This is a genomic window from Streptomyces pseudovenezuelae (assembly GCF_029892565.1).
Classification (GTDB): domain Bacteria; phylum Actinomycetota; class Actinomycetes; order Streptomycetales; family Streptomycetaceae; genus Streptomyces; species Streptomyces pseudovenezuelae_A.
Window position 1 is genome coordinate 69915 of sequence record NZ_JARXVH010000004.1, and the last position, 12637, is coordinate 82551.

Annotated in this window: 12 protein-coding genes; 3 read left to right on the top strand and 9 right to left on the bottom strand. The window is 70.2% G+C overall.

The window, feature by feature from the left end; genetic code table 11:
- The 6 genes from M2283_RS13135 to M2283_RS13160 all read right to left on the bottom strand — a co-directional run bounded on the left by M2283_RS13135 (position 1) and on the right by M2283_RS13160 (position 6220).
- Positions 1–2361: a hypothetical protein gene (locus M2283_RS13135; RefSeq protein ID WP_280876351.1), complete on the bottom strand. Its 2361-nt coding sequence runs from the start codon at positions 2359–2361 to the stop codon at positions 1–3.
- A gap of 5 nt (positions 2362–2366) precedes the next feature.
- Positions 2367–2894: a hypothetical protein gene (locus M2283_RS13140; RefSeq protein WP_280876352.1), complete on the bottom strand. Its 528-nt coding sequence runs from the start codon at positions 2892–2894 to the stop codon at positions 2367–2369.
- A 98-nt stretch (positions 2895–2992) separates the two neighbouring features.
- Positions 2993–3319, bottom strand: a complete 327-nt coding sequence (locus M2283_RS13145) for a hypothetical protein (protein WP_280876353.1) — start codon at positions 3317–3319, stop codon at positions 2993–2995.
- Between the two features lie 15 nt (positions 3320–3334).
- Positions 3335–4615 carry a CHAT domain-containing protein gene (locus tag M2283_RS13150; RefSeq protein ID WP_280876354.1) on the bottom strand — a complete coding sequence of 427 codons (1281 nt, stop codon included), beginning with the start codon at positions 4613–4615 and terminating at the stop codon, positions 3335–3337.
- A 161-nt stretch (positions 4616–4776) separates the two neighbouring features.
- Positions 4777–5442, bottom strand: coding sequence for a hypothetical protein (locus tag M2283_RS13155; RefSeq protein WP_280876355.1), 666 nt, complete (start codon positions 5440–5442; stop codon positions 4777–4779).
- 61 nt (positions 5443–5503) lie between these two features.
- A complete protein-coding gene (locus tag M2283_RS13160; RefSeq protein ID WP_280876356.1) occupies positions 5504–6220 on the bottom strand; it encodes a hypothetical protein in 717 nt (238 codons plus the stop codon).
- Positions 6221–6418: 198 nt separating this feature from the next.
- Between M2283_RS13160 and M2283_RS13165 the strand changes: the two genes are divergently transcribed.
- Both M2283_RS13165 and M2283_RS13170 read left to right on the top strand, forming a co-directional pair.
- Positions 6419–7045: a dihydrofolate reductase family protein gene (locus M2283_RS13165; RefSeq protein WP_280876357.1), complete on the top strand. Its 627-nt coding sequence runs from the start codon at positions 6419–6421 to the stop codon at positions 7043–7045.
- Positions 7046–7055: 10 nt separating this feature from the next.
- Positions 7056–7550 carry a GNAT family N-acetyltransferase gene (locus tag M2283_RS13170; protein ID WP_280876358.1) on the top strand — a complete coding sequence of 165 codons (495 nt, stop codon included), beginning with the start codon at positions 7056–7058 and terminating at the stop codon, positions 7548–7550.
- 12 nt (positions 7551–7562) lie between these two features.
- Here the strand turns inward: M2283_RS13170 and M2283_RS13175 are convergent, their stop codons facing one another.
- On the bottom strand, positions 7563–9662 hold the full coding sequence (locus tag M2283_RS13175; protein ID WP_280876359.1) for an MDR family MFS transporter: 2100 nt from the start codon (positions 9660–9662) through the stop codon (positions 7563–7565).
- Positions 9663–9861: 199 nt separating this feature from the next.
- Here M2283_RS13175 and M2283_RS13180 point away from each other — a divergent pair, with 199 nt between their 5' ends.
- Positions 9862–10836: a peptidoglycan-binding domain-containing protein gene (locus M2283_RS13180; protein WP_280876360.1), complete on the top strand. Its 975-nt coding sequence runs from the start codon at positions 9862–9864 to the stop codon at positions 10834–10836.
- Between the two features lie 40 nt (positions 10837–10876).
- Here the strand turns inward: M2283_RS13180 and M2283_RS13185 are convergent, their stop codons facing one another.
- Positions 10877–11545 (bottom strand): HAD family hydrolase, encoded by a 669-nt coding sequence (locus M2283_RS13185; RefSeq protein ID WP_280876361.1) that lies wholly within the window; start codon positions 11543–11545, stop codon positions 10877–10879.
- Positions 11546–11772: 227 nt separating this feature from the next.
- Positions 11773–12354 (bottom strand): TMEM165/GDT1 family protein, encoded by a 582-nt coding sequence (locus M2283_RS13190; protein WP_280876362.1) that lies wholly within the window; start codon positions 12352–12354, stop codon positions 11773–11775.
- Positions 12355–12637 lie beyond the last annotated feature (283 nt).

The window sequence follows — 12637 nt, forward strand, 5'->3', positions numbered from 1 at the left end:
TCAGGTTCCGGTCTCGGCGAGTACGCCCTCCAGGGACGCCAGTTCCGGAGCCGAGGACCAAACGACCCCGAGGGCCGTCGACGACCGTTCGATCTCCGCAGCGAGATCGGGCCGGACATCGGTCAGCAGGGCGAGTTCGGCGGCGTTGCGCAGTTGGTGGTTCCACTGCACGCAACGGCCGGCCTCCAGGAGTTCCAGCGCCTTTTCGGGGTCGTCCACCTCCAGGGCGGCCGCCGTGGCCTCCGCGGGGACCGGGACCCAACCGGTCAGCTGCGTCTCCTTGTCCTCACGCTCCAGTTGCAGGCCAGCGACGGACGTCACCAGTTCGACGGCGAGGGTGTAGGCACCCACGGCCTCGTCCCACCGGCCGAGTTCGGCGCTCCTTCTGGCCCATCCGGTCGCCGCCGCCAACCGCACTCCGGGCGAGGCCGATTCGTTGCTGGCGGCGGTGCGCCAGTCCCGCAAGGCGAGTTCGACGTCCGCGGGTTCACCACACCTGAAGAGGGCCGATCCCCGGTTGACGAGGATCAGGGCATCCACCGGTTGCCCGGAGGGGGTCAGCGCCAGGGCCTCGGTGAACAGCTGGACGGCACTCCGAAGTCTGCCTTCGTCGAAGCCTTCCCCGACGCTCTGGAACAGCGCGAGGGCCTGGTTGGACAGGATCGGGGCGCGACGCGGGTGATCGAGTGGGATCTCGGCGAGCCCGACGTCCCCGGCCCGGAGAGCATCGTCCAGGTCCCGGAGGTCCTCGGTACGGCGATAACGTTCCAGGTACGCCGCGACCAGGTTCGTGTGATACATCGCCTTCTTCGGATGTCCGCCGGGGAGCAGGGCCACGGCCTCGCGGCACAGGTCGACGTGGAGGTCATTGGCCGCGGGATCACCGCTCATGCCGTAACTCACGGCGATCAGCGCCGACTTGTTGAAGAGCTGCTGCGCTCGGTCCTCGTCCGACTCGTCCGGCAGAGCCAGCGCCCGATCGATGACGGACAAGCCTTCGACCAGATCCGGTGTACTGCCCGTCGTCCTGGTCCGGGATGTCAGGGCTGCGGCGAGAATCGCCAGTCTGCGCCCGAGAGAGCCGTGGTCGAGTGGAGTCAGGTCGACCGAGCGACGAGCCGCCGTGATCGCGTCGTCGCGGTCGGCCTGGTCGCCGAAGCTCTCGAAGCGCACGTTGAGCGCCCACGCCAGGCCGATGAGCGCGGTAACGTCCTCGGCATCGTTCGCCGTGGCCTTGGCGTAATTGCCGACGGCCTCGTCCAGGAGTCCGGCCTGCCCCGAGCGCTGGTAGAGCTGCTCCTGTACGCCCGCCAGATCGACGAGGTCGTCCGACGTGCCCCGCTCCGTGGCGAGGAGCAGCCTCAGACGCAGGGCGCGGCGCAGATCGTCCTCGCCGTCGGCGAGCCTGGCCCGAGACAACCAGCAGGAGGCCAGCACACCTGCCGGTTCGTGGAACGTGCCCCCCAAGGGGTCTTGGTCAGGCACCACGCCACTCAGCGTGTCGATCGCCCTGTCGAGGTCGTCACCCCGTCCACTCGTCAGATGACGCACGTACCAGGCACCGCCGAGACCGACGAGGAACTGCCTGCCGAGCGCCTCCGACACGCCTTCCAACCCGACCGCCCTCGCCGCCAGCTCGATCGCCTCGTCCACGTCCCGGAGGGAGGGGCTCCCGGCATGGCGGGCCAGGACGAGGCGGCTGAACTGGAAGCAGAACTGCGCGAGTTCGATGTTCGGCGCGTCTTCCAGTCGGCCAAGTGCCCGTCGGCCTCTGGCCAGTGCGAGGTCGAGGTGCGCCGAGGCACCGGTCAGCCGCCACTCCACCAAAACCGCGGCGCAGTGGTTCATGACGACAGCGGGCCACTGCGGATCGTCCTCGGAGAGCCGGTCCAGGATTCGCGTCTGGTAGCGGAGGCCGTGCTCGAGAGCGCCTGCGGAGCCGTAGCGGTCCGCCATGGTCACCAGCGCCCCGGCGAAGTCCTGGAGCAGCATCGGGTCCGTCGACTCGGCCTGGAGTGCCTGGTGCCCACGCTCGACGAGCGACCGGAGCGGCTCCGGCGCACCCTGGCCGTAGGGCAGGGCGAAGGTCATCGCGAGGGCCCGGTCGAGCTCCCCCGAGGCACCCGCGCGCTTGGGGTCGTCACGCCAGCGGGTCAGGTGGACCCAGGCCATGAGCCTGGCCACGCGGATCATCAGGGGCCTGTCGTCAGTCCCCTTCGACCGGCCGAGCCACTCCATGAGCTCCTGCAGCCGCCGTGTCGTCTCCGGTGCGAGCAACAGGGACACGTCCTCGTCCCGAGTGAACCTTTCATACGTCTCGTGCAGCTCCGCATAGGTTCGGGCAGGGTCTTCCACGGACATCTTCGTCACCCCTTGGGACAGTCGGTCACGGGTGCCATCGACAGCAGCGTGGAGAGCGGCACCGCGACCTCCCCATCGCTCGTCTTGACCAGAACCTCGCCCTCCGCGACGCGTCGCACAGTGCCGCACACCTTGGCCCCGGGGCTGTCGAACCGCATCAGGCCGGTCTCCTCGGCCGGTCCGTACCAGGTGGCGGCGACCGCCGTCACGAGCAGGGCCGTGCACAGCAGGGTGAGGGCGATGCCCCGGCGCAGCTGCCGTGCCGCGTCGACAGCCTCCTGCTGCTCCTGGAGCGCCCGGGGCGGCGCCGAGGCCAGGTCGACGACGCGTGGCCTGCCGTGTGCCGCCAACAGCAGCTGCGTCGCCCCGAAGCCACCGCAGACGAGCGCGGCCAGCAGGAGCAGCCCCACGGCCGCGGCCCAGCGATCGGTCAACTGGCCCACGTCCGAGCGCCCCTTGACGAGGCTGAAGCCCAACAGCGCCGCGAGGAGGGCCGCAAGGCCGTTGCGCCAGGCGAGGGCGGCTTCGCGCACACGAGGTACGGCCTCCCTGAGCATCTCGCGGTGCTCCCGGGCCCGCCGCAGGTCGGAGGCATTCGCCGCACGCGTGGGAGGCAGTGGGCGACGCGGCGTCACGCCAAGTCCTCCGGCACTCTGAGCAACCAGAACGCACCGCAGCCGCCGACGTCCGGGGGGCGGTCGCCGTGCTCCTCGTCGCAGTTGCACGTCATCGGGATCTCCGCCGGACCATTGCGGGCCGCCGTGCGTCGGAACGTCAGGCGGACGGTGGTGAGGACCGCAGGGATCTCCAGCTCGACGGCGCAGCGCGGGCAGGTGCCCGAGGCGAGGAGGACACCCTTGGCGAACGGCCGCAACTCCCAGGTGTTGGCGACGTGTTGCTCGTAGGCGGGGTCGGACGAATCGGAGTAGGCGAGCGCCGGGGACGGCGGAACGGGCATGGCGGCTCTCCTGGCTCAGGGACCTGTGTGGGTGAAGGGAATCCAGTGGCTCGGCTCTTTTGGTGACGAGTCCCGCAGTCGGCGCACGACACAGTGCAGCGCGACGGCAGCGCGGTCGGCGTCGAAGGTGCCGTCCTGCCACATGTTGTGGTACACACCTTCGGCCACCTCGGCGGCGACCTCGTCATGGATGGACCACAGGGTCGCGATCACATGGCGGTAACCCGTGTAGTGCAGGGCAGCGGCCAGAGTCATCGACTCATCTGGCAGGAGCAGACCGCCCAGTGCCGTCTTGCAGGCCGAGAGGAAGGCGAAGTCGCGGTGCCGGTGTCCTTCAGCGATCTCGCCGGTGGTCAGCAGGCCGTCGCCGAGCAGCACTCCGCCCGAGGCGGGACGGAGCGGATCGGACGTCGCGTGGCAGCTGAAGTGGGCGCTGCGGTGGGCGACCAGTTCGCGCCGCACCGACGCCCGGTCCGCCGCTGCGCCCTTCAGTGTCGTGAGGGCCGCCCCGAAGAGCGACGTCAGCAGCTGCTCCTCGCAGCCGACGTGCTTGAGGTCACGCTGACCCGGAGTCTCGCGCAGCGCCACGTGGAGCATGGCGCCCGGCGCCGCCGACCGGCCCCTGGACCGTGATTCGATCAGGGCGCGCAGGGAGGGCGTGTACGAGACCACCGCCCGGTCCAGTGAACTGCGGCCCGCCTCACCGTGACGCCCGGCGGCGTGCAGTGGGAGCAGGTTCAGCATGCCGGTGGGGCACCACCACAGTCGGGGCCACGGCTGTCCCTGCGGAGGCGGTTCACGAAAGCCGCAGGCGTCGAGCACAGGCCGGCTGATCGTGTCCCACAACCACTCCAAGGTCGTGGTGAGCGTGCTCTCCATCGCCACCACGGCCTCGATCAGGGCGTCCGTCGCCTGCCGATACTCCGCGTGGCTCTTGGCGCCCGGCGCCTCCCGGGTGGCGGCGTCCGCCGCATCCAGCATTTCAAGACAGCTCTGGTGCCGCTCGATCACGCCCACGTAGTCGCCCGCGACCCTGTGGACGTCGTCAAGCGTGAGGTCCAGCCGAACCGAGGAGACCTCGTCCGGCGTCACGATCAGCGCGTCTGCTCGCCGTTGTGTCACATTGACGGCGACGACCGGGCCTTGCGCGGCGACTCGGCGTAACTCCGATGCGGGCAGCGGGCGTTGGAACCCCGCGAACCCCGGTATCTCCCGGACCTCTTCGACCAGACCGGCCAGCCGACGGGCCAGCGCCATCCTGCCGTCGGTCCGCCCCGACTCCTCGCGGTCGTCCACCGCGCCCCCCGTTGCTCGTCCCCCTGCTGACCGAGGGTAGCCGAGCCAGGTGCCGGATCTGGGGCAAATGCGAAGGCGGCTGCCGCGAGGGGAGTTGATGACTCCCTCGGCGTGCAGCCGCCTGCGTGTTCAGCCTCTACCTCTGCCTCCGGAGAGGACGGTTACCTCTGGAGGAGGCGGTCCGCCAGTTCGCGGTAGTCCCGCAGGGCCAGCCGGAGTTGCTCGGTGTCGGAGTGGTCGGACTTGGCCGCGTCACCCTCCTGCCAGGACTTGCGCAGGGTGCGGCGGCGCTGGGTCAGCGCGTCCGTGTAGCGGCCGGTGATCTCCTCCACGACGTGGTCGGCCTCTTCGACGGAGGTGCGAGGGTCGTCGACGAACCCGGACAGGGCGTGCTGGAGGCGCTCGGCGAGCTTGTCGGTCTCATCCTTGGGGAGCAGGGGGGACGAGGACGACGTCACGGACGAGGACGACGAGGACGACGAGGTGGGCGAGGACGTCGGGCGCGAGGGTGTCTGCGCCGGGGTCCTGCCGTCGGTCGACTGCGTGGACGTCGGCGCGGGTGTCTCCGTGCGCGCCGAGGTCCTGCTCTCGTCGGTACGCCTCTCTTCGGTACGCGCCGGGGTCACGGGGCTCTCCGTGCGGCCGGGGGTCTCCGTACGCGCGGAGGTGGGTGTGGGTGCGGGGACCTTGTTCTCGTCGGCGCGCGAGGCGGTCCTGCTCTCCTCGGTGGTGCGCCCGGGCGTCTTGGTCTCGTCCGTACCGGTGCCCGTCCCCGGACGCGTGGATGTCTCCGAACGCTCCGAACGCTCCGAAGAACGCGCGGACATGGGTATCGGCGTGGGTGTGGATGCGGGTGTGGATCCCTTGGTCTCTTCAGCCATGGCTGGGTCAACCCCCCTTGATCGTCTGTTGCTTGTCGGATGACGCGTCGGATGACGTATCCGTCGTCTTGTCGTGCGTCTTGTCGTGCGACCGCCTGGCCGTCATGCCAGGGAGCTTGTCGGACAGCTTGTGAGACGTCTTGCCGTGCGACCTGTCGTGGGACGTGGCCGGTGCCTTGCGGGCGCCGTCGATGAGCGACCCGAAGAGCGCGCGGGCCTCGACCATCGCCTCGCGCAGTTCCTCCGTGTCGGCGCGCGTGTCGTCCGCGCGGGCCACGCTGTGCACGTGGCGGTAGCCGTTTACGTCGGGCGCGTGGTGGACGGAGAGGGCGGCGAGCTGCTCCTCGTACTGGGCGCCGTCCGGGAAACCACGGACGGTGGCGAGCTCGCCGAGCAGCTGGTCCGCCTCAGCGACGGCCTCTCGGGGCGAGTCGACGAACCGCTCCTGCGCGGCCGCCCAACGGGCCTCGAACTGCTCGCGCCTGGCCGGCTCCAACGGCTGCTCGCGCAGCGATCCGTGCCGCTCCACGCGCTCTGCGAGCTCACGTTCGGCGGCCTTGGTGTCGCCGTCGTGGCGAGTCACCGCGCGGTCGTACTCGGGTCCGAAGCGGTGCTTCAGATCCCGACCGCCGACGCCGCCGCGGCTACGCAGGGTGAGGGCGGCCGCAACAACGACCACGGCCGCCACGATCACGATAACGATGATGATCATGCCTGTGGACATGGGTGCCTTCCGGATGCTTCGGCCCAACGGGCCGGTTCTCCCTCCGGGTTGCCCGGAACCCGCCACTCAAACTGCGGGCGTCCGGTGCCGATGGCAGCGGGCACCAAATCCTTCGCCCGGTGTGTCGATCCGCCCGTCGGCCGATCGACGCAGGGGTGAAGGCACCGAAAGAGTGCCGTGACTGCGGAGGTTGGCGTCATGGGTGAGGTTGTCGCACGGCTGGCGATGTCGTTGGACGGGTACATCGCGGGACCGGAGTCGGGGCGGGAGCATCCGCTGGGGATCGGTGGGGAACGGTTGCACTCCTGGGTGTTCGGACTGCGGACGTTCCGGCGGATGCAGGGGATGACGGGCGGTACGGGTGGTCCCGACGACGACCTGCTCGCGGAGTGGGCCGAGCGGCCGGGCGCGGTCGTCATGGGCCACGGCATGTACGTCACAGGCGAGATCCCCTGGGGCGACGACCCGCCCTTCCACGCCCCGGTGTACGTCGTCACCCACCATCCCCGCGAGTCCGTCGTCAAGGAGGGCGGCACCACCTACCACTTCGTCACCGAGGGCCCGGAACGCGCGCTGGAACTGGCCCGGAAGGCGGCCGGCGGCAAGGACGTCTCCCTGGCGGGCGGCGCGGACCTGGTCCAACAGTTCATCCGGGCCGGGTGGTTGGACGAACTCCTCCTGCACGTGGTCCCGGTCCTGGCCTGCGGTGGCCGCCGCCTGTTCGACGACCTCGGCGACCAGCACATCGAGTGGGAGAAGACCCAGGTGCTGGACTCCCCCGGGGTCACGCATATTCGGTTGCGGAAGGTGACCGCGAGCGGCTGAGAATGCCGGCATGGACTGGACCGTCGCCCCGGAGCCCTTCGACTCGCCCGTCGCCGTCGCCCTGTGGCGGGCGTACTACACGGAGGTCAGCGACCGCTGGTACCTCCTGCACGAGGGACACCGGACCGAACCCGCCGAGCTGGAGCGCGAGATCGCCGCACACACCGGTGCCGACCTCGTGCCGCCGGGTGGGCAGTTGCTGGTCGGGTGGTACGGGGATGAGGCGGCCGGGTCGGCGGGGGTGCGGCTGTCGGGGTCGACGACCGCCGAGCTCACCCGCGTGTTCGTGTACGAGGAGATGCGCGGCAAGGGCGGCGCCGCGCTCCTCGTGCGGGCCGCCGAGGAGGCCGCACGCGCCCTGGGCGCCGAGGAGTTGATCCTCGACACCCGCGGCGACCTCGTCGAGGCCCGCGCCCTGTACGCGCGGCTCGGGTACGCGGAGACCGGGCCGCACAACGACGACCGGTACGCCGAGCACTGGTTCCGGAAAAAGCTGGCCGGTTGAGGGGCTTGATCGTCAACTGATGCGGGTCGTCGAGCCGTTGTGGGGCTGTTCGCTGTCCGAGCCGCAGAGTTCGTCGGTGAGTTCGCTGACCAGTTGGGTGAGGTCGGTGGGGCGGTCGGGGGTCCACCAGTCGCCCAGGAGGTCGGCCAGGGACTCCTCGCGGGCCTTGGCGAGGTGGTCGGCGGTTTCGCGGCCCTCGGCGGTCAGGACCAGGTCCAGGCCCTCGCGGGTGACCAGCCGGCGTTCCTCGACCTGGCGGGCCGCGGCGAGGATGACCGGCAGGGGCACGGTGCTGCGTTCGGCGAGGATCGCCGGTTCCGCCCAGCCGTTGCGCCGGATGCGGAGCAGCAGCCAACTGGCGGCCGGGAGAAGGTCGTAGCCCGCCCGGTCGGTGATCCTCTCGTAGATCTCGCGCCGGCCGTCCCGCGTGCCGAGCACGGAGAGGGCGCGGCACACCTCGTCGTAGGAGGAGCGCTCGACCGGGTTGCTGGCCAGCGTCTCCGTGAGGTCGGGCGCGGTGACCGAGCCGCGCAGGGGGTCCTCCTTGAGGAACCACGCCAGTACGAAGCCGAGGAGGGCGACGGGGGCGGCGTACAGGAACACGTCGGTGATGGACGACGCGTACGCGTGCACCGCCGATTCGCGCAGTGCGGCCGGCAGGGAGCCGATGCCGCGCGGGTCGGACTTGAGGGTGTCCGCCGAGATGCCGGTGGGCAGTTGGGTGCCCTGGAAGGCGTCCGTGAGTTTGTCGGCGAGGCGGCTCGCGAAGACCGTGCCGAAGATGGCCACGCCGAAGGAGGCGCCGATCGAGCGGAAGAAGGTCGCGCCCGAGGTGGCGACGCCGAGATCCTCGTACGAGACCGAGTTCTGCACGATGAGGACCAATACCTGCATGACCAGGCCGAGTCCGAGGCCGAAGACGAAGAAGTACGCGCTCATCTCGGCCGTCGAACTGTTCTCGTCGAGCCGGTGCAGCAGGAGCAGGCCGATCGTCGTGACGCCCGTGCCCGCGACCGGGAACACCTTCCAGCGGCCCGTCCGGCTGACGATCTGCCCGGACGCCGTGGACGACAGCAGCATGCCGATCACCATCGGCAGCATGTGCACGCCGGACATGGTCGGCGAGATGCCCTGCACCACCTGGAGAAATGTTGGCAGATACGTCATCGCGCCGAACATCGCGAAGCCGACGATGAAGCTGATGACCGCGGAGAGGGTGAAGGTGCGGATGGTGAAGAGCTTGAGGGGCAGGACCGGTTCGGCGGCCTTGCGCTCGACCTGTACGAAGACGACCGCCAGGACCACTCCCAGGACCGCCAGGCCGATGATCTGCGGTGAACTCCAGCCCCAGGTCGTGCCGCCCAGCGAGGCGACCAGCACCAGGCAGGTGGCGACCGACGCGATCAGGAACGTACCGAGGTAGTCGATGACGTGCTGCGTCGACTTGCGCGGGATGCGCAGCGCGGTCGCGATCACCGCGAGGGCGATCAGGCCGACGGGCAGGTTGATGTAGAACACCCAGCGCCAGCTGAGGTGTTCGGTGAACAGCCCGCCGAGCAGCGGACCGAGGACGCTCGTCGCCCCGAACACCGCACCGAACAGCCCCTGGTAGCGCCCGCGTTCGCGCGGCGACACGACATCCCCGACGATCGCCATCGACAGCACCATCAGGCCACCGCCGCCGAGCCCCTGCAGCGCGCGGAACGCGATGAGTTGCGGCATGTTCTGCGCCATCCCGCACAGCGCCGAACCGATGAGGAAGATCACGATCGCCATCTGGAAGAGCCGCTTGCGCCCGTACTGGTCGCCGAGCTTGCCCCACAGCGGGGTCGCGGCGGTCGACGTCAGCAGATACGCGGTGACCACCCAGGACAGGTGCTCCAGACCGCCGAGGTCGCTGACGATGGTGGGCAGCGCGGTCGACACGATCGTCTGGTCGAGGGCGGCGAGCAGCATGCCGAGGAGCAGGGCGCCGATCGAGACGAGGACGTTTCCGGACACGTGCTCCTGGGCGGCGCTGCCTTTCTTGGGAGCGTTGTCGCTATTCGGGGCACTGTGCTTCTTCGGGGCGTCTCGCATATTTCCCGTCATACCGCGCGCATCCTCGGCCATGAAGACCTCCAGAGGCTCTCGTTACACATTGCTCTCGTCCACACATCCCATGGTGATCGGTGTGACCCGTTATGGCCTGTCGAGTCCTGTTGGCGCCCATTTACCGGGACCCTCCCCGGGGGGCTTCCGACGGCGGCTGTGGAGACGGTCTGCATAATCTCTGGAGTTCGTGGGGGAAGTGCGGAGGGAGGGACGACGCGTGACAGAGCCGACAGGCCACGAGTGCCCGGAGTGCGGGGCACCGAGAGGGGCCGACAACACCCCGTCGTGCGGCTGCACACAGCGGGCGTCCGACGCCCTGCGTGATGCCCGCACGGCGGAGGCGGCCGCGGCGGAGGACTTCGACCCGCTGCGCATACGCCCGTATGTGGAGCTGGCGGGCGACGGGGCGCTCCGCGGGGACGCGGGGGACGGAAGCGATGGAGGTGGCGGGACGGTGCCGTCCGCGCCGCCGGTGCCATCGGCGTTACCGGTCGACGAGACGGTGCCGTTGCAGGCCGTGGACGCCACGTCCCTGCTGCCGCCGTTGCCGCCTTCGGACGAGGAGCCTCTGGCCGAGGAGGGCGTCCGGCCCCTACGTCGGCGCCGTACCGTCCTGCTCGCGGCCGGCGGGGCCGTGGTCGCCGTGGTGACCGCGACCGGCCTGGCGAGCGGGTGGCTGTCGTACCAGACGCCGTCCCGCGACAACGCGGCCTCGGGCGGGGTACGGGCTAGTGTGCCGGGCGCGTCGAGCGCGACGGCGTCCGTGTCGCCGTCGGAGGAGACCGGTTCCGCGTCGCCGACGTCCGCATCGCCGTCACCGTCCGTCAGCACGAGTCCGACGCCCTCTACGTCCCCGTCGGCGACCGCCGTCTCACCGAGGCCGACCCGGTCGACCGAGCCGACGCACACGCCGTCGACCGTCGGCGCGACCGGCACGATCCAGGAGGGCGGCGGCGACAGCACCACGCCGCCGGTACTGCGGCGCGGCGACCATGGCGCCGAGGTGGTCGAACTCCAGAAACGGCTCCACCAGTTGAACCTGTACGTCGGCAAGGACGACGGGAACTTCAGCACGACGGTCGAGAGCTCGGTACGGACGTTCCAGGTCGCGCGGGGGATCACCGGGGACGAGTCCGGGGTGTACGGGGCGGCCACGCGGGCGAAGCTGGAGTCCGAGACGACGGAACCGTGAGGCGAGCGTCACCGGGGGCCGCCGCCCCCGGACCGGCGCCTTACGCCACGTAAAGCCGAATCCCGCCACCCGCAACGCCCTCGACCCGCACCTGCCGCAGATCCCGCACCACCACGTCCGGCTCGTGGAAGTCGGCCCGAGGGCCCACCCCCACCACCCGCATCCCCGCGGAGCGCCCCGCCGCGATGCCGGCCGCCGAGTCCTCGAAGACGATGCAGTCGGCGGGGTCGACGCCCAGTTCGGCGGCGCCCTTGAGGAAGCCCTCGGGGTCCGGCTTGCTCGCGCCGACCGACTCGGCCGTGACGCGGATGTCCGGGAGGGAGAGGCCGGCCGCGGCCATGCGGGCCGTCGAGAGAGCCACGTCGGCCGAGGTCACCAGGGCGTGCGGGAGGCCCGCCAGGGACGCGAGGAACTCCGGGGCGCCCGGGACGGGGACGACGCCGTCCAGGTCGGCGGTCTCCTCGGCGAGCATGCGCGCGTTGTCGGCCAGGTTCTGCTCCATGGGCCGGTCGGGCAGCAGGAGTGCCATCGAGGCGTACCCCTGGCGGCCGTGGACCACCTTCATGACCTCGCCCGCGTCCAGACCGTGCCGCTCGGACCAGCGCCGCCAGCAGCGCTCGACGACGGCGTCCGAGTTGACGAGGGTGCCGTCCATGTCCAGCAGGAGGGCGTGGGCGGTGAGGACGGTGGGCACGGTGGTGGCCGTCATCGGCAGCTCCAAAGCAGCGGGAAGGGGCGGCAAGGGGCCTGCGGGTCGGGCCCCGGAGGTACAACCCGGCCGTACAGCCGGAGGAACAAAGCGCCCCGCCCGCCGGTCAGGGAGAACGGGCGGGAGCCACTTTGTTTCTCCACGGTACAAAACATCGCCCGCATCCGCCAGCGACTCCGGGAACAGTTCACCGAACGTTCAGCTCGGCCGACCCCTGATCCCGAGCCTCAGCCCGCCACCGCCTCCCACAGACTCCACACCCCGAGCGCCAGCATGAGCATCGCCGCGATCTTCGTGATCAGCGCCAACGGCACCCGCTTCATCAGCGCCTTTCCGCCGACGATGCCGAGACCGGCGACCGCCCACAGGGCGAGCACCGCACCGAGGCCGACGGAGAGCGGGTCGTCGTAGCGGGCCGCGAGGTTGGCCGTCATGATCTGGGTCAGGTCGCCGAACTCGGCGACCAGGATGAGCATGAATCCGGCGCCGGACACCTTCCAGAAGGACTGGTCCTTGGGCTTGCGGACCTCCTCCTGGTCGTCGTCCTTCTTGAAGAGGAGCACCGCGGCCCCGCCCAGGAAGAGCACACCGGTCACCGCGGCCACGAGCTGCTGCGGCAGCAGCGTGAGCACGCTGCCCGCCGCCACGGCGAGCACGACATGCAGCAGAAAGGCCGCGGCGACCCCGGCGAAGACGTACGAGGCGCGGTAGCGGGTGCCCAGGACGAGCCCGGCGAGCGCGGTCTTGTCGGGGAGTTCGGCCAGGAAGACGACGCCGAAGACGACCGCCGTGACGCTGAAGGTGATCAAGGTTCCTCAATCGGTCGGGGCTGCCCCACCGAGAGTGTGATTGCTGTCCGCGGACACCTCGGCACGGCAGCACACACAGAACAAACCGGTGCACTGCTTACCGAAGGTCTCGCTGGCCGGTCCGCAGTGGACCTGCCTCCGGGCGCCGGCTCAGACGAGCTGAGCAGTATGTCGACGGTCCGGCGAAGAGCTACTCCCCTTCTGCGCCGTCCATAGTACGTGACCCTCAAGGCATTGCCTTGTCATGCTCACGTCACTAGCTTCTTACCCAACGCACACCCGG